Genomic DNA, 16,133 nt, shown 5'->3' with positions numbered 1-16,133 from the left:
ACGGACGCTGAAAACAGTTGCCCGGGTTCGGACACCACACACGGCCGCTCAGAACTCGGGTCCGGGTGCCGGGACGCCGCCGTCGTCTTCTCCACCACCCGCCAGGTCGAACTCCTCGCGGAGTTCGCGAATCCGGTCCCGGATGTCGGCGGCCAGTTCGAACTCCAGGTTGTTGGCGGCTTCCTCCATGCGCGCCTCGAGGCGGTCGACCTGCCGGGCGGCCGCGTCGGCGTCGTCGGGGCCGTCCCCCGCAACGTCGCTGGTGTCGGTCTCGCTGCCCGGAAGGTTCGTCTCGCCGATCTCCTTCTCGATGGTCGTCGGTTCGAAGCCGTGGTCCTCGTTGTACTGCTGTTGGATCTCGCGACGGCGCTGGGTCTCCTCGATGGCCGATTCCATCGCCGCGCTAGTGTCGTCGGCGTACAACACCACCTCGCCGTTGACGTTGCGGGCGGCCCGCCCCATCGTCTGGACCAGCGTCGTCTCCGAACGCAAGAAGCCCTCCTGGTCGGCGTCGAGGATCGCGACGAGACTCACTTCGGGGATGTCCAGTCCCTCCCGGAGGAGGTTGATACCCACGAGCACGTCGATCTCGCCGAGTCGCAGCGAGCGGATGAGTTCGTGGCGTTCGAGCGTGTCCGTCTCGTCGTGCATGTAGGCCACGTCGACACCCGCTTCCTCCAGATACTCGGTGAGGTCCTCGGCCATTCGCTTCGTCAGCGTCGTCACCAGCACCCGCTCGTCACGGGCGACCCGTTCGTCGATGCGATCCATGAGGTCCTCGACCTGTCCAGTGGCGTCGGAGATATCGACCGAAGGATCGACGAGATGGGTCGGCCGGACGATCTGCTCGACGATCTGCTGGCTGTGCTCGCGCTCGTAGTCGCCCGGCGTCGCGGAGACGTACAGCGTCCGGTCGGTCTTCTCTTCGAACTCCTCGAAGGTCAGCGGTCGGTTGTCGAAGGCGGTCGGGAGCCGGAAGCCGTTCTCGACGAGGCTCTCCTTGCGGCTCTTGTCGCCCTCGAACTGGCCGCGGATCTGTGGCAACGTCTGGTGGGATTCGTCGACGACCGTCAGGAACTCCTCGGGGAAGTAATCCAGCAGCGTGTAGGGCGCTTCCCCGCTCTCGCGGTCCGAGAGGTGGACCGAGTAGTTCTCGATGCCCGAACAGTAGCCCGTCTCCTCCATCATCTCGATGTCGAAGGTGGTCCGCTCCTCGATGCGCTGTGCGGCGACGTGGTCGCCCTGGCGCTCGAAGTAGCTGATGCGTTCCTCCAGCAGCTCCTCGATCTCCTCGATGGCCCGTTCGAGCCGTTTCTCGGGGATCGAGTAGTGTTCGGCCGGGTGGATCAGGGCCGCGGGTTCCTCGCTTTTGACCTCGCCCTCCAGGGGATCGACTTTCAGCATCCGGTCGATCTCGTTACCCCAGAACTCCACGCGGATGGCGTAGCGGCCGTACATCGGATAGATTTCGAGGGTGTCTCCCCGAACGCGGAAGGTCCCTTGCGTGAAGTCGACGTCGTTGCGCTCGTAGTTCAGATCCACCAGCCGCGCCAACACCTCGTCGCGGTCGATCCCCTGACCGACCTCCAGCGAGAGGGACATGTCGACGTAGTTGCGCGGATCACCCAGCCCGTAGATCGCCGAGACCGAGGCGACGACGATCACGTCGTCCCTGGTCAGCAACGATCGCGTCGCGGAGTGGCGCAGGCGGTCGATCTCGTCGTTGATCGAGGCGTCCTTGTCGATGAACGTGTCCGTCTGTTCGACGTAGGCCTCCGGTTGGTAGTAGTCGTAGTAGGAGACGAAGTACTCGACTGCGTTGTCCGGGAAGAGGTTGCGAAACTCCTCGTACAACTGTGCTGCCAGCGTCTTGTTGTGTGCGATGACCAGTGTCGGCTGCTGGATCTCCTCGACGACCCAGGAGACGGTGTTGGTCTTGCCCGACCCAGTGACCCCCAGGAGCGTCTGTTCGTCCATCCCCTGGCGAAACCCCTCGGCCAGTTGCTCGATGGCCTCGGGCTGGTCGCCGGCGGGGTCGAAGGGGGCGTCGACCCGGAACTCGCGGTCTACGTCCGGCCGGTCTCTCGAAAGCGGGCCTCCGGCGTCGCTCATTGTCGGACAGTAGGCGTCCAGCGACTTGAGCGGCGCGGTCGCGCCAGTGACTCCCTACCGCCAACTGTCGAACGGCAGGGCTTCGGAGCCGTCGGTCACGGGGACGTCTCGGCAGCGGCCTCGCCGACCTCGAACTTCGCCAGCAGCGACTGGAGTTCCTGTGCCTGGTCGCTGAGTGTCTCGACGTTCTCGCTGACTTCCGAGACGGTCTCGGCCTGCTCGACGACGGCCGTCGACGCGCGGTCCGCCTCCTCGGCGGTCGTCCGGCTGATCTCCGCGACGGTATCGACCGTCGAGACGGCCTGTTCGGTGCTGTTGGCCTGTTCGTCGGCCGCATCGCTGATCTCCCTGATTCCGCGGTCGGTCGACTCCGCGTTCTCGGCGACACGGGTGAACGTCTCGACGGCCTCCTCGACGACCTCGACGGAGTCCTGCATGTACGCTTTCGCCTCGCGGGCCTCGCCGACGGTCGTCTCCGTCTGGGCCTGCGTCTCCTCGATGAGCTGTTCGATCTCCTGGGCCGACTGACGGGTCTCCTCGGCCAACTGCTTGACCTCGTCGGCGACGACGGCGAACCCGTCGCCGCCCTCACCGGTGCCCGCACGGGCCGCCTCGATGTTGGCGTTCAGCGCCAGCATGTTCGTCTGCTCGGCGATATCACCGATCAACTCGACGATCTCGCCGATCTCGGCCATCCGCTCGTCCAGCCGTTCGACGTTGTCGACAGTCGAATCGATCGCGCGCTGGCTCTCCCGAGCGTTCTCGATGGCCTGTTGGGCGGTCCGTTCACCGTCTTCGGCGATCTCGGCGGTCTCCTGTGAGGCCTCGGTGACCGACGCGGCGGAGGCGGCGACCTCCTCGACGGTCGCCGAGAGGTCACTCATCTCGTTGGAGACGTCCGCGAGCATCTCGCGCTGTTCGGTCGCACCCTCCGAGATCTCCTCGATCGACCCGCGCACCGCCTGGCTCGCCGCCGTGACCGAACCGGTCCGCCTCTCGGCCTCCGCACTGGCGGTCGTGACCTCGGCGGCGAACCGCTGGATCTCTTTCATCGTCGCTTCGGTCTCGCTCAGCATCACGTTGAACGACTCGGCGATCTGTGCCATCGCCTCGTTCTCGCTCTCGCTGTCGAGCCTGACCGTGAGGTCGCCGTCGGCAGCCTTCGCCATCGCGGCACTGTAGGCGTCCGCTTTCCGCTCGAGGTGTTCGTTGATCCGTTCGACCTCCTCCCGGCGTTGCTCTGCTTCCTGTGTCGCCCGCTCGGCCTCGGTCCGGGCCTGCTCGATCTCGGCGTTCTTGGCTTCAAGGTCCTCGACCTCAGCGGTCTTCTCACGGGCGGTTTCGAGGCGGTTCCGTGCCTCCTCTCGGGAGCGTTCGGTCGAGTACCAGTTCGTCATCAGCGCGCCAGCCAGCGCGAGGACGAAGACGGCGTGGATGACTGCCCACGCCCACGGGTTGTTGATCGCGGCGGCGTGGTTGTACACCCGGCTCGGGTCGATCATGCCGAAGTACCCGTGCTGGATAGTGACGTAGACGATCCCCAGCACGAACGGGAGCCAATCCTCGTAGACCGCCACGACGGCCATCACCACGAAGAAATGGAAGTGCGCCTCGATGTACCCGCCCGAGAAGTGGACGAGAATCGCCGATGAGGTCACCAGTCCCATCGTCGCCAGCCCCGTCCGGATCCGGCGTCCGAACCTGGACCACCGTGCGAGTACGGCCAGCGTCAGGATCACGCCGAGTTCCACGAAGACGTTCGTCAGCGGGATCGCCGGGAGTGTGGCCCCGGTAACGACCGACTCGGTCCCGTCGAAGGTCCCCAACAGAAACAGCACGGGGACGTGTGCGACCAACAGGCGGAGAACGTTCCGGTGTCGCCCCCGCCACGTCTTGTCGGGTATCGTGTCCCCGCTCGGCGTGTACTTCACGAAGTCCCGCAACGTTCGCTCCCACCGTTCGACCGGGAGAAGGCCCGCCCCGACCGATCCCGTGGCATCAGACATAGCGATAGACAGCCCTCAATAGACAAAAACGATGTGGCCGGCTATCACACGTGAGAAGCAGGTCGGTTCTCAACAGACCGGCTTCGGGTTGACACCTAACTCCTCGAGCGTCTCGAAGTACTCCTCGTAGGCCGCTTCGACGACATCGGCCGCCGCCGTTTCGGCGGCTCCCCAGTCGTCCTCGTCCGCACAGCGCGTCTCCAGCAGGTCGCCTGCCTCGGTCCGCAGTGCCGCGACATCCTTCCCGGCGCTCCGGTACGTACTGGCGGTCTGTGGGTCGGCCTGCCCGGTGAAGAAGCCGGTGAGCTGTTCTTTGACCTTCTGGTCGACGAGTGTCCAGCCCAGCAAGCCACCGAGTCGTTCGACGGTCCCGTCGAGTCCGGCCAGCACGGCGTCGACGGCGAACGACCGGTCGGCGGGCGCAACGTCGATGTCCGCGAGCCGGTCGGCGGCGTCGCCAGCGGCTTCGGCGAACAGCGCCGCGGCATCGTCGTCACTGTCGGCGCTCCAGGCGTCGAACGTCTCCTGGGCTGCCTGCTCGCGTGCGGCCGCGGCGGCGGTGACGGTTTCGGGTTCCATCTCGCCGCGAGTGTCGGCGTACAGCATCTTCGAGGAGCCAAGTCGCGAAAGCTCCGTCTGCTTGTCGTCACGGACTGCGTCGATGAGGTCCTCAGCGTTCATACAGGTAGCTGGACGCGGCGAGGGTTTGTACCCATCGACCGACAGTGATCGGGAGTGTTCACCCGGGGCTCTCCCCGTGCCACTGTCCCCGGCGCTGTTCGGGATCACGGGTCGTAAGCGGGGCTGACAGTTCGTCACGGGTGATTCCGAGCGCCTGTGCGAGCTGTCTGGCGACGTGCCAACTGATCGCGTCGGTGTCGGTCCCCTGGGTCTCGATCTCGACCCGTCTGTACGTCTCTAGGGCACCATCGTCGTCAGGGTCCTCGCCGCGGACCAACGAGCACGATCCCGGGGAGTTCCGACACTGGGAGTTCTCGACGGGCGTGACGACGACGTCCGCCGCGTCGGGGTCCTCGACGGTGCGGACAGAGAGGTTCGGCGGAACCGTCCCGTCGGCTCCCGAGCGGAAGTACGCGACCGCGTAGGCCACCTCTTCCCGGTAGGCAGCGCGCTCTTCGGCCGGTAGTGATCCGTTCCGGACTGCGACGGTGATCCTCGCCTCCTCCCAGGGGTTTGCGCGCTCGCTGGCGTTGGGCCGGTCACGCATCGAGAGATCACGTTCGTGGTACATCACCGACTGGGGCTCGTCGTCGTGGCGCAGCCCGAGCAGATGCCCGAACTCGTGTTTCGCCACCAGGACCGTCGATTCGTCGGATAAGCCGCGTTGCACCTCGATATCCGCGGGTCGTTCGAGTCCCGTCGACGCGTTCGGCCGCGGGGAACACCCCGCCGAGAGGTCGTCGTCCCCGCAGTCGGTCACCGACTCCGTGTACGTGACGACGACGTCCGGGTCCCGCTGGCTACCATCGCCGGCGACCACCCGGAACGTGACGTTGAAATCGACGTACTGCCCGGCGTTCTCGTTCCAATATCGGATGGCGCTGGTGGTCAGGCCCCGCTCCCGTGGCGTCCCGTCGACGGCGACCGTGACGGTCTCCTCGGCCAGCGGGTGCTCCCCGTCACCGACCACCCCCAACTGCTGGAGATCGCCCACACCACTGCAGCCCGCCAGCACCACCACGAGTGCCAGGACGGCACCCGCGACCGCTCTGTTCATGAGTCCACTACTTCGGCTGTTCGTATTTGTCGGTTATGAAAGACGGCTGAGGGGAGTAAGCCCCCTTCTGTTCGGGCCGGCATTCGGCTCAGCGGCCACGTCCAGCGCGTTCGCGCAGTGTCCAGCTACCTGTCGACGCGGCCTTGCACCGGTGAGGATTCGCCGTTCCATCGGTCCGTCGCTGGCGTTGGGCGCCGTCGGGCGGCCAACGTTGGCCCTCGGTGGGTTAACTCTCCCTCGCTTCCAGTGTGTGGGCGAGGCCCCACACTGTCGCTCGGGATTCGCACACCTCATCGGTCCGGCGACGACGTGTCGTTGCTGTTCCAGTGCCGACGGTCTCCCGCCCCGGACTTGTGCCCGGTCACCTGCTGGACGGGTGGGGGGACTTTCCTCATGCCTCGCGGCACGGGGGCCGGCCTCCCTCTGCCAGACGGTACTAACCGATAGCCGGCAATAACGCTTACCAACCACCTTTTTCCGTCGAGGGGTCGGCAAAGCCGACCCCTTGCGCAAAAACGTGGGCGAAAAAGGCGCGAATCGCGCAGCGATTCGCGTGAACCGACTCGCTTCGCTCGCCGGATGCTTGTGGTGGCCCTGCCCTTCCCCAGGTCGTGGCACAGCGGCCACTCCCGGCCAACCGAACCGCCAGCGAACGTGTCGCGACGGAGAACTCAGCGTGTCGCTGACCGGGGTCACGAACGGGAAAACCGAGACGCCGTCGAAAACCGACTGCCGAGCAGCGGGCTCTCAGTCGTCAGACGGCAGTGGCTCGCCATCGCCGTTGGTCGGCGCGGGCGAAGCGTCCATGTCGTCGTCCTCGGCGTAGGGGTACCACGTCATCTTCGTGTTGTGCATGTACGGGTCGTGGTAGTCGGTCTCCTCTGGTTTGACCAGTTCGGCGAGAGTGTCCTCGTCGCGGTCCGCGACGAACTCACGGAACGTCTCGCCGCCCTCGCGCAGGTCCTTGAAGTTGTTCACGAGGTTCCGGATCGCACCGGGCACCTCGTCGGCGGGGACGCGCATCTCCACCCAGTCGGCGAAGCGCGGGTCCTCGCCGAGGCCGCCGCCCAGACCGATATCCAGGGCTTCGACCGGTTCGCCGTCCTTGCGGGTCTTCATCCCGCGCAGGGAGACGTCGGCGATCTGGGGCTGGGCACAGGAGGCCGTACAGCCCGAGAGGTGGATGTGGAAGTCCTCGTGGTCCGCGGGCAGTTCGACGTTGTCCTTGAGCCAGCGTGCGTAGCGGACCTGGCGGTTCTTCGTCTCGACGATCGACAGCGAGCAGTACTCGGTGCCGGTACAGGCGATCGAACCGCGCATGAACGGCGAGGGGTTCGGCGAGTAGTCCGCCAGCAAGGACTCGCTTTTGAGGTCGTCGAGGTTCTCCTCGGGGACGTCCATGATGATGACGTTCTGGCGCTGGGTCAGCCGGACCTCGCCGGAGCCGTACTCCTCGGCGATCTCGGCCAGTTCCAGCGTGTCCTCGGCACCCATCCGGCCGACCAGGACGTTCAGGCCGACGTAGTAGTTGCCGTCGTCCTGCTCGTGGATCCCGACGTGGTCGTCGTGGCCCTCGTTGCCGCCGGAATTGTAGGTGTACTGGTCCCGCATGTCCTCGCCGGCGGTCTCCAGTTCGAAGTCGACGAACTCGTCCTGGAGCACCTGGCGCATCTTCTGGGGACCCCACTCGTCCATGAGGAACTTGATGCGGGCGTTGAAACGGTCCTCGCGGTCGCCGTACTCGCGGAACAGCGCGGACATGCCGTGGGCGAGGTCGGCGGCCTGCTCCGGTGGCACCCAGACGTCGATATCTCGCGCGAGGCGGGCCTCCTTCCGGGAGAGGCCGCCGCCGACACGGATGTTGAAGCCGAGTTCGCCGTCCTTCTCGGCGGGTTCGAAGGCGAGATCGTTGATGTCGCCCTGCCCACAACCCTCGTCACAGCCGGTCACGGAGACCTTCCACTTGCGCGGGAGGTTGGCGTAGTCGTCGTTGCCCTTGAACGTCTCGTGGAGGTCCTCGGCGACGGGCCAGGCGTCGATGTGCTCGTGTTTGTCCTTGCCGGCGACGGGACAGCCGACGATGTTCCGCCAGGAGTCACCACAGGCCTGCTGGGTCGAGAGCCCGACCGATTCGAGCTTCTCGAAGATCTCCGGGATGTCCTCCAGTTTGATCCAGTGGAGTTGGATCGACTGGCGGGTCGTCCAGTCACAGACCGCCGACCCGAACTCCGGGTTGTCGGCGGGGCCGGTCGCGTAGTCGCGGGCGATCTCGCCGATGACTTCCAGTTGCCCGGGTTCGATGACGCCGTTCGGTGTCCCGATGCGCATCATGAAATACGACTCCTGGCCGGAGCGTTGGTGGTACAGTCCCCACCATTTGAAGCGCTCGAACCAGGCGTCGTGTTCGTCTTCCGGGATGGATTCCCATCCCTCTTCCGCGAACTCTAGGAGATGTTCGCGGATCTCGGTACCGTAGACTTCGTCCTTCCAGTTCTCTACCTTGCTCGGCATGGCTGGTCGTGTATCTTCACTAGCGCTCCAGACTTATACACAGCGTCTTCTCGTCAACCGTCTCCCCCACTCGGTGAAATAAGAAATTATTGCCTATTCTTGCGGACGGGCAAGACGGGTCCGTTTCTCCGGGATATGTACGCTCTCGTGGACAACACCTGAGAAATCGCCGGTCTCGGGATCTATGACGCGGCCGACGACGAGCCAGTCCGTGACACCGCTTTCGCCACATGCGATACACTGGCCGGCGATTCGGGCCTCGATATTCGGGTGGTCGACGCCGACTTTCACGAACCCCTCTGCGAGGAAATCAGTCGTCTCACAGTCACAGAAGTCGCTTCGCGCCAGCAGCCACAGGTCCGAGACGTTCACTTCCCGGGAGTCGTTCACGGAAATCCAGGCCCCGTCGTCGAGCTGGTGAACGTCAGTCGTCATTACATCTCATTAGATCGCGCTCGTACCTGAGGGCATCGGCGCTCACAAGTTTCGCCGGGGCCGGGCTGATCCGCTTTCCGTCTGCGGGTGAGTGTGAATCGGCCACACGCCTCGCGTGGGGAGCCGAACTGTCGGAGGAACCAGAAATTTATGCCTATACACCGCAGCCAGGGAAGGGATTACAGGGGAGAGCGGGTTTAAGAGTATGGGTGTCCTATAGAAGGATAGCGACACGGGTAGATGGCCAAACCGGTCGTCACCCGCTCACAACGATGACGAAGGTAAATCAAACGACCGACGAGGCAGACGCCGAAAACGAACTCGAAGAACCGACGACCGACCACCTCGACGACGTCGAGGACGGATGCGGCTGCACCGAAATCTGGGAACACATGAGCGAACAGCGGGAAGCGGCAGCCGGCGACGACTAACCGGCCTACGAGATACTTTTGTGGCCCCAGGCCGAACTGGAAGACGATGCCAGAGCGGCCCGACCAACCATCGACCGACCGGGAATCCCCCGTCGGGAAGCCGGTCATCCGTGGCGACCCACAGTTCACCGGTCAGCACGCCCACGAGGCCGTCGAGTTCGATCCGGACGACCCCGGGAGTCTCGAACTCGCGGCCGACGTCGTCGGGCAGTTCGCACAGAACACCGCTGGTGCCGCCGACAACGTCTACATCCTCCGTGGCGCCGCCGCCTGTGCGGCGCTGGTCCGTGGTGAAGGATCGTACAAAGCGGCTGCCGAGCGCGCGGGCAACGGCGCGACCGTCTCGTTTATCCGGAAGTGGTCGCGGGTCCACGACCTCCCACGGTCGGTCCGCGTCCAGGTCGCGAAAGGGAAGATCGCGCCGACTGCCGCCAAACACATCGCACGGGTCTCCGGAAGAGCCCGTCTCCTCCTGGCCTGGGCCGCACTCGACCACGATCTGACCGTCCGCCAGATCCGGACGATCGCAAGCACCGTCAACGAGGGCGCGTCGGTCGCCGACGCGCTCGCTGCCGAAGGATACACGCTCGGGGAGCTAACGCTGGAAATCGACATCGACGCCTACTGTAAACTCCGCCGACAGGCCGCTATCGATGCGACCGAACCCGGGGAACTCGTCAACGAGGCGATCGAGGCGTTTCTCGACGACGGACCGTAAGCCCTTAGCCGACTCTCCCCTCACGTTCGTGCGAGGGCCGGTAGCTCAGTTAGGCAGAGCGTCTGGCTTTTAACCAGATGGTCGGGGGTTCAACTCCCTCCCGGCCCGTTTTCCTGCGAACGACAGTGAACAGTGAAAACGCCACCGAGGAGTCGAACCCGGGGAGTCACAGCGTCCGAACGGTGTGAGGACGACTATCTCTACTCGGTGCAACTCCCTCCCGACCCGTTTCTGTGACGACCCGACGAGCGACAGCGAGACGAGACCGGACCATTTAGGACCCACACTGTCCAGTACCAGAACATGAACGCGCTACAGGATACCTTCGACAGCCCGCTAGAGCCACTGGGCGCCGCGGTGGGCGCCTTTCTCGTTCTCGCCGCACTGGGAACCCTGATCGGCGCCCCGTGGGCGACGGCACAGACGATGCTGGTCGCGGTCATCCAGATCGTCGGCGCACTCCTGATGGGCGGTATCGGTGCCGGTATCCTCTACGTGAGCTTCGTCGTCGACGGATAGTGACGTGATCCGGGCGGTCCCGAATCAGTACCAGTCGAGCGAAACTGCTGGTTCAGCCCCGGACCGGGAGATACGCCATCCCGAGAACCAACACAGCGCCGATCCCCGAGAGGATCGAGATTCCCCAGAGACCGTTCTTGCGCTCGTGGAAGTAGTCCTGTCGCGCGAGGTCTTCCTCGTAGGCACCGTACTGATCTATCGGGACCAACTGGACCGTACTGTGGTCCGGGAAGTGAGCGAAGTACCGGCCGTCGTCGAGCGTGACGTTCCCGCCCTCGGAGAGTTCCGCGGAGCGGTCCCGCGGAGCGATCCATTCTAGGGTCGCCGTCCCCGAGTCGACCGTCGCGATGGTCGTCTGTTGGGACCCACTATCGGTCGTGTAGGGGTAGTTTTCGCCGGTCTGGAACTCGACTGTGTCTGGTTCAGGGAGCCACTCCGCGAGCGGACGGAGCGTGCTATTGTTCCGGTAGACGACGTAGTCGGTCCCGTTTTGGGTCGCCAGCGAGTCCTCGACAGCATCGTCCTCGTTGAGGAGCCGAGTGACGTTGAGTTGCTCGCGTAGCGTGACCGTCCCGGATTCGCCGTCCGTCAGGATCAGATACGAGTCGTTCTGATAGGTGGTCGTCGACCCGTTCTCTAACGTCGCAGTGTACTGACTGGACTCGTTCGTCCAGGCGAGGTCCGCGGCCATCGATCCGCCACCGCCGCCGTGACCGCCACCACCGCCACTCCCTTGTTGGATATTCGAGACGGTGTAGGTCGTCTCGCCGGCCGTGAACGTACTGTCGTTTGTCAATTCAGCCTCTGCATCGAGAGTCACCTCCGGCCGCTGGCTCTCCGCGACGCCAATGTACGCGTACGCCGCGACACTGACGACGAGGAAGAACACGAAGTATGCCGCCGCGGCTCGTCGTTGCATGTTCGGACGGTCGGATTGCGTGCCGTTTAACGATTACTTTTCTGTTGCCCATCGGTGGCTCTCGGAACGGTGTCACTCCAGCCCGTCGACGGCAATCTCACCTGTGATCGAGGTGACGGCCCGACTCGTCCAGACAGCGCGCCTTCGCGCGCGAACGGAACCAATTGTTATTTGCGACTCCTGCGCAAACAGAGAGCAAATGACTACCGAGGACGATCTGCCGGAAATCCCAGTCATCTGTGAGGAATGCGATACCCGAACACGCATCGCGTTCGAGGAGGTCGAAGAATCGGTCCGGAGCCACAACGAACAGTTTCACGACGGTGAGTCGGTCGCACAGGTCGATCCCGAGGTCCTCGATCACCTCGTCGACCGCGTCGCTGACGACCTCGGTCTCCTAGACTGAACGTCACCGGACCGTCGATAACGAACCCCGACTGGGGGATTTATCCGGACTGCGGGCGAACTAGTTGTCAATGCCAGAAGAAGTACTGTTCAAATCCGAGCAGACGCAATCTCGGTCGGAGATCGCCACGCTCCTCCGCCGTGTCGCAGACAACCTCGATTCCGGGGAGAGTATCACTCTTCGGGCGGGCGCCGAAGAGGTGACGATGGACCCCCCAGCGAACCCCACCTTCGAGGTCAAGGCCGAACGCGAGGGACCGGCCGGCCAGCCAGGCGAGTTGAGCGTCGAGTTCGAACTGGAGTGGGACGAAGATGCCAGTAGCGATGACGGTGGGTCGTTAGAGATCGAGTAGCGTTCCGGCGACGATATGCTCGGAACGAATGTCCCGTGTCTATACCGGCCGGGACGACCAGCCCGAGAACAGCGTTCGAAGGGGTCTCGTCCCGTTACCCGACCCCGTTCGACACTGCGAGCTCAGGGACGAACGTGAGTCCGACGGGAACAATCGAAGAGCTTACACACCGATCGGATCGCAGTCGTGCGATCGGGTGTGCATTGATTCTCCGATGATTACGCTAGTTGCTCGTGTTTCCGAGCCACTGGAGGGTGTGGCTACGGAGATCGTCTCCCGCGAGACCAATCAGCCAACAGCCACATCCCGATGCTGCCCGTGACGGACAGCCGCTGCCTACCGAACTGGCGGAGTTGGCACTCGTTACGCTGGCTGCTTCATATCGGGACACAGATCCTACGCAGCGGGAGCGACCGCGTGAATGTTTGGAAAAAGCCAAGGGCCGGATTTGAACCGGCGATGGGCGGCTCTGCAGGCCGCTGCGTTAGGCCAGACTCTGCCACCTTGGCGCAGTTGTCAGTACTGGAGTCCGCCGCTTAAGCGTAGCGGATTCGTCCAACGGCATCCATCCTGGTCTGTGGTGGTCTGTACTCTTTGTCAGAAGGAGCGTTGCCACTCCCCGAAAAACGACGAAAAACCCACCGTCGAGAGTGATCTCTCTCTTCGGTGGGTCATGAATAGGTATGAATGGTGGCGGCGAACCGCGTTTCCCAGAGGCTCGCGCACTCCAGTACTCCCCGGAACGCTGGTGAGCTTATCTTCCGTGTTCGGGATGGGTACGGGAGGCAACCTCACCGCTATGGCCGCCTAACGCCGACTCGTGGAGTCGAACCACGATGATGTACCATTGTCGGTCGGGGTCTATCGTGTGTGTCCGTGCGATCCAGATTGCGCCTGGACTCGTTCAGTCTACCAACGATTGGTGACTTTCGAGTCACAGTGCGTATGATTATGGCTTCGAGTTGTTAGTGCTCGCGGGCTCAACGTCTCGTTACCTCGACGCGTACACCCCGAGTCTATCTACCCCGTCTTCTACGGGGACTCTCTGCGGTGTCTCTTTTCCAGGTGGGTTTCGAGCTTAGATGCGTTCAGCTCTTACCCCGTGTGGCGTGGCTGCCCGGCGGTGCTCTCTCGAACAACCGGTACACCAGTGGCCACCAATCGTAGTTCCTCTCGTACTATACGATCGTTCCTGTCAGACACCATAACACACCCAGTAGATAGCAGCCGACCTGTCTCACGACGGTCTAAACCCAGCTCACGACCTCCTTTAATAGGCGAACAACCTCACCCTTGCCCGCTTCTGCACGGGCAGGATGGAGGGAACCGACATCGAGGTAGCAAGCCACTCGGTCGATATGTGCTCTTGCGAGTGACGACTCTGTTATCCCTAGGGTAGCTTTTCTGTCATCAATTGCCCGCATCAAGCAGGCTAATTGGTTCGCTAGACCACGCTTTCGCGTCAGCGTTCCTCGTTAGGAAGAACACTGTCAAATCATCTTTTGCTCTTGCACTCTTCGCCGGGTCTCTGTCCCGGCTGAGATGATCTTAGGGCGCGCTCGATATCTTTTCGAGCGCGTACCGCCCCAGTCAAACTGCCCGGCTACCGGTGTCCTCCTCCCGGAGTGAGGGTCGCAGTCACCGACGGGTAGTATTTCACTGATGTCTCGGTGGCTTGCTAGCGCAAGTACCTGTGTAGCGACTCCTACCTATGCTGCACATCGGCGACCACGTCCCAGCGACAGCCTGCAGTAAAGCTCCATAGGGTCTTCGCTTCCCCCTGGGTGTCTCCAGACTCCGCACTGGAATGTACAGTTCACCGGGCCCAACGTTGGGACAGTGAAGCTCTGGTTAATCCATTCATGCAAGCCGCTACTGATGCGGCAAGGTACTACGCTACCTTAAGAGGGTCATAGTTACCCCCGCCGTTGACGGGTCCTTCGTCCTCTTGTACGAGGTGTTCAGATACCCGCACTGGGCAGGATTCAGTGACTGTACGAGTCCTTGCGGATTTGCAGTCACCTGTGTTGTTACTAGACAGTCCGAGCTTCCGAGTCACTGCGACCTGCTCGTTTCCCGAGCAGGTATCCCTTATCGCGAACTTACGGGACTAACTTGCCGAATTCCCTAACGTCGGTTGATCCCGACAGGCCTTGGCTTTCGCCGCCATGGACACCTGTGTCGGTTCTCGGTACGGACACCACACTCCCTTTTCACGGGCCCCAGGTTGAACCACATTACTCTATCCCGCCGTTCGTCCGCTTCGTGCCGTTACGGCTTCCACGGAGTTTGACGGTTCGACTGGGCGAAAGCCCAGCGTGGTCGACCCCAGGGCGTCGGTTTCACTGTGTGGTGGCACGGGAATATTAACCCGTTTCCCATGTTGTCATCGTCGAATTACGGGATGACTTAGGACCGGCTAACCCTCAGCTGATCAGCAGTGCTGAGGAACCCTTATCCATTAGGCCGTCGGGGTTCACACCCGACTATCGCTGCTACTATGGCCAGGATTTTCGTCACTATTCGGTCCACAGGAGCTCTCGCCCCCGCTTCCATCCAAATAGAGCGCCAATCTACTCGATTGCCTTGTGAAAGGCACGGACAGGTCTCGGTGGTGGATTTGAGTCCCGATCATTTTGGGCGCCTCAAACCTCGGCCGGTAAGCTGTTACGCTTTTCTTAGAGGGTAGCTGCTTCTAAGCTCACCTCCCGGCTGTCTAGGGCTCGAGACCACCTTCAGAGGATTACACTTAATCCACACTTGGGGACCTTAACCTATCTCTGGGTTGTTCCCCTCCTGGTACACAGGCTTACCCCGCGCACCGGAATCCTCACGTCAACAGCGTCAGTGGGTTTGGAGTTTGACAGGCGCGTCCACTCCTCTCGGAGTGGAGCACGCCAATCGGTCGCTCTACCCCACCGACTACCTCGGTGAAGGTCATGCTTCGACATGTTTCGATTGGAACCAGCTGTTGCCGGACTCGATGGGCCTTTCACCCCTACACATAGATCACGAGAGGGTATTGTAGGACACCAACTCTAACAGGCTTCCACGTGCCTTTCGGCACGCTTCACCTTGTCCATGCGTAGATCGTCCGGATTCGGGTCGTGTCCGTGTGGCTCCCCGCCCTTGAAGACGGCGGCCCTCGCGTAAGCTGCGGCCATATCGGTTTCCCTATGCCTCCCCGGATACTCCGGTTAGACTCGCCATACAGACACACTCCCTGGCTCGTTTTTCAAAACGTACGATGGAACACCGGCTTCTTGTCCGTCTTACTGGTGGGTCGCCCCACGGTCATTCTGGACAGGACCTTGTATGCCCCATCGCTCGATCGCCAACTGGGTTCAAGCTCTATTTCACCTCCCTTCGGAGGATACTTTGCAGCGTTCGTTCACACTACTTGTCCGCTATCGGTCTTGAGGAGTGTTTAGCCTTCGCAGTCGATGCCTGCGAGATTCGCGAGGGATTTCCAACCCCCGCTACTCTGGAACCGACGCACACGGTACTGGTCTCACGTACGGGACTGTCACCCTGTATCGTGCCCTGTTCCAAGGGACTTCTGTAAGACGGTCGCGTGATGAGTGTCGGCCCACACACCACATTGCCCGTGAGGGCTTCGGTTTGGGCTGTATCGCGTTCACTCGCGGTTACTGACGACATCACGTTGCGTTTTCTGTTCCTCCCGATACTGAGATGTTTCAGTTCTCGGGGTTCCTCATTGCGCGAAGCAATTGTTGAAGAGATTCTCATTCGGAAATCCTAGGTTCTTCGCCTCCGTGCGGCTCCCCTAGGCTTATCGCAGCTTGGCACGTCCTTCTTCAGCTCTCAAGCCGAGCTATCCATCAGCTGGCATAGTAGCCAACGTCGTTGTGACTCGTTAGTTAGAACTGAACGAGTCCAGTGGACGCCTGGATCGCACGTACACACGGTTTCATACTCGCCCCCAAGGTGGAGATGGTAGGCGAATCGACCCTTCCCAATCGCGG

12 protein-coding genes, 2 tRNA genes, 2 rRNA genes and 1 other RNA gene are annotated in these 16,133 nt (G+C 62.6%); 6 read left to right on the top strand and 11 right to left on the bottom strand.

Annotated elements, in window-relative coordinates; all coding sequences use genetic code 11:
* Positions 1 to 48: 48 nt before the first annotated feature.
* The 7 genes from uvrB to P0204_RS11200 form a co-directional block, all read right to left on the bottom strand.
* Positions 49 to 2,112, bottom strand: a complete 2,064-nt coding sequence (gene uvrB / locus P0204_RS11230) for an excinuclease ABC subunit UvrB (protein WP_276179200.1) — start codon at positions 2,110 to 2,112, stop codon at positions 49 to 51.
* Between the two features lie 95 nt (positions 2,113 to 2,207).
* A complete protein-coding gene (locus P0204_RS11225) occupies positions 2,208 to 4,118 on the bottom strand; it encodes a methyl-accepting chemotaxis protein (protein WP_276179198.1) in 1,911 nt (636 codons plus the stop codon).
* Positions 4,119 to 4,187: 69 nt separating this feature from the next.
* Positions 4,188 to 4,799: a rubrerythrin family protein gene (locus P0204_RS11220; RefSeq protein WP_276179196.1), complete on the bottom strand. Its 612-nt coding sequence runs from the start codon at positions 4,797 to 4,799 to the stop codon at positions 4,188 to 4,190.
* Between the two features lie 58 nt (positions 4,800 to 4,857).
* Positions 4,858 to 5,856 (bottom strand): matrixin family metalloprotease, encoded by a 999-nt coding sequence (locus P0204_RS11215; RefSeq protein ID WP_276179194.1) that lies wholly within the window; start codon positions 5,854 to 5,856, stop codon positions 4,858 to 4,860.
* A 44-nt stretch (positions 5,857 to 5,900) separates the two neighbouring features.
* An RNA gene (gene rnpB, locus P0204_RS11210) (RNase P RNA component) lies at positions 5,901 to 6,284 on the bottom strand.
* A 319-nt stretch (positions 6,285 to 6,603) separates the two neighbouring features.
* Positions 6,604 to 8,367, bottom strand: coding sequence for a nitrite/sulfite reductase (locus P0204_RS11205; RefSeq protein ID WP_276179192.1), 1,764 nt, complete (start codon positions 8,365 to 8,367; stop codon positions 6,604 to 6,606).
* A 93-nt stretch (positions 8,368 to 8,460) separates the two neighbouring features.
* Positions 8,461 to 8,802, bottom strand: a complete 342-nt coding sequence (locus tag P0204_RS11200) for a DUF8134 family protein (RefSeq protein WP_276179190.1) — start codon at positions 8,800 to 8,802, stop codon at positions 8,461 to 8,463.
* 272 nt (positions 8,803 to 9,074) lie between these two features.
* Here P0204_RS11200 and P0204_RS11195 point away from each other — a divergent pair, with 272 nt between their 5' ends.
* The 4 genes from P0204_RS11195 (at position 9,075) to P0204_RS11180 (ending at position 10,470) form a co-directional block, all read left to right on the top strand.
* Positions 9,075 to 9,233 (top strand): hypothetical protein, encoded by a 159-nt coding sequence (locus P0204_RS11195; protein ID WP_276179188.1) that lies wholly within the window; start codon positions 9,075 to 9,077, stop codon positions 9,231 to 9,233.
* Positions 9,234 to 9,279: 46 nt separating this feature from the next.
* A complete protein-coding gene (locus P0204_RS11190) occupies positions 9,280 to 9,951 on the top strand; it encodes a DUF7119 family protein (protein ID WP_276179186.1) in 672 nt (223 codons plus the stop codon).
* Between the two features lie 34 nt (positions 9,952 to 9,985).
* A tRNA-Lys gene (locus P0204_RS11185) sits at positions 9,986 to 10,059 on the top strand.
* A 195-nt stretch (positions 10,060 to 10,254) separates the two neighbouring features.
* Complete coding sequence (locus P0204_RS11180) at positions 10,255 to 10,470, top strand: DUF8123 family protein (protein WP_276179184.1); 216 nt, start codon at positions 10,255 to 10,257, stop codon at positions 10,468 to 10,470.
* Positions 10,471 to 10,522: 52 nt separating this feature from the next.
* Here P0204_RS11180 and P0204_RS11175 read toward each other — a convergent pair whose 3' ends face one another.
* Positions 10,523 to 11,389, bottom strand: a complete 867-nt coding sequence (locus tag P0204_RS11175) for a hypothetical protein (RefSeq protein WP_276179182.1) — start codon at positions 11,387 to 11,389, stop codon at positions 10,523 to 10,525.
* A 199-nt stretch (positions 11,390 to 11,588) separates the two neighbouring features.
* On the opposite strand from P0204_RS11175, the gene P0204_RS11170 reads away from it, so the two are divergent.
* The gene (locus P0204_RS11170; protein WP_276179180.1) at positions 11,589 to 11,795 is read left to right on the top strand and encodes a DUF8149 family protein; all 207 of its coding nucleotides are present in this window, start codon (positions 11,589 to 11,591) and stop codon (positions 11,793 to 11,795) included.
* Positions 11,796 to 11,865: 70 nt separating this feature from the next.
* Positions 11,866 to 12,147 (top strand): amphi-Trp domain-containing protein, encoded by a 282-nt coding sequence (locus P0204_RS11165; protein ID WP_276179178.1) that lies wholly within the window; start codon positions 11,866 to 11,868, stop codon positions 12,145 to 12,147.
* A gap of 433 nt (positions 12,148 to 12,580) precedes the next feature.
* On the opposite strand, the gene P0204_RS11160 is transcribed toward P0204_RS11165, so the two are convergent.
* From P0204_RS11160 to P0204_RS11150, 3 genes are all read right to left on the bottom strand, one after another.
* Positions 12,581 to 12,656, bottom strand: a tRNA-Cys gene (locus tag P0204_RS11160).
* 179 nt (positions 12,657 to 12,835) lie between these two features.
* Positions 12,836 to 12,958: ribosomal RNA gene (gene rrf / locus P0204_RS11155) — 5S ribosomal RNA — on the bottom strand.
* 135 nt (positions 12,959 to 13,093) lie between these two features.
* A 23S ribosomal RNA gene (locus P0204_RS11150) occupies positions 13,094 to 16,014 on the bottom strand.
* Positions 16,015 to 16,133: the final 119 nt, after the last annotated feature.

Origin of the sequence: Haloarcula halophila, assembly GCF_029278565.1 — an archaeon.
In the GTDB taxonomy this organism is placed as follows: Archaea; Halobacteriota; Halobacteria; order Halobacteriales; family Haloarculaceae; genus Haloarcula; species Haloarcula halophila.
The sequence above is the reverse complement of the archived record's forward strand: the minus strand, read 5'-3'. Positions and strand labels throughout refer to the sequence as shown.

Excerpts from the sequence above, each read along its gene's own strand:
- P0204_RS11195 (WP_276179188.1), top strand. The coding sequence starts at position 9,075 with ATGACGAAGGTAAATCAAACGACCGACGAGGCAGACGCCGAAAACGAA.
- P0204_RS11220 (WP_276179196.1), bottom strand. The coding sequence starts at position 4,799 with ATGAACGCTGAGGACCTCATCGACGCAGTCCGTGACGACAAGCAGACG.
- uvrB (WP_276179200.1), bottom strand. The coding sequence starts at position 2,112 with ATGAGCGACGCCGGAGGCCCGCTTTCGAGAGACCGGCCGGACGTAGAC.
- P0204_RS11175 (WP_276179182.1), bottom strand. The coding sequence starts at position 11,389 with ATGCAACGACGAGCCGCGGCGGCATACTTCGTGTTCTTCCTCGTCGTC.
- P0204_RS11215 (WP_276179194.1), bottom strand. The coding sequence starts at position 5,856 with ATGAACAGAGCGGTCGCGGGTGCCGTCCTGGCACTCGTGGTGGTGCTG.
- P0204_RS11165 (WP_276179178.1), top strand. The coding sequence starts at position 11,866 with ATGCCAGAAGAAGTACTGTTCAAATCCGAGCAGACGCAATCTCGGTCG.
- P0204_RS11180 (WP_276179184.1), top strand. The coding sequence starts at position 10,255 with ATGAACGCGCTACAGGATACCTTCGACAGCCCGCTAGAGCCACTGGGC.
- P0204_RS11200 (WP_276179190.1), bottom strand. The coding sequence starts at position 8,802 with ATGACGACTGACGTTCACCAGCTCGACGACGGGGCCTGGATTTCCGTG.
- P0204_RS11225 (WP_276179198.1), bottom strand. The coding sequence starts at position 4,118 with ATGTCTGATGCCACGGGATCGGTCGGGGCGGGCCTTCTCCCGGTCGAA.
- P0204_RS11205 (WP_276179192.1), bottom strand. The coding sequence starts at position 8,367 with ATGCCGAGCAAGGTAGAGAACTGGAAGGACGAAGTCTACGGTACCGAG.
- P0204_RS11190 (WP_276179186.1), top strand. The coding sequence starts at position 9,280 with ATGCCAGAGCGGCCCGACCAACCATCGACCGACCGGGAATCCCCCGTC.
- P0204_RS11170 (WP_276179180.1), top strand. The coding sequence starts at position 11,589 with ATGACTACCGAGGACGATCTGCCGGAAATCCCAGTCATCTGTGAGGAA.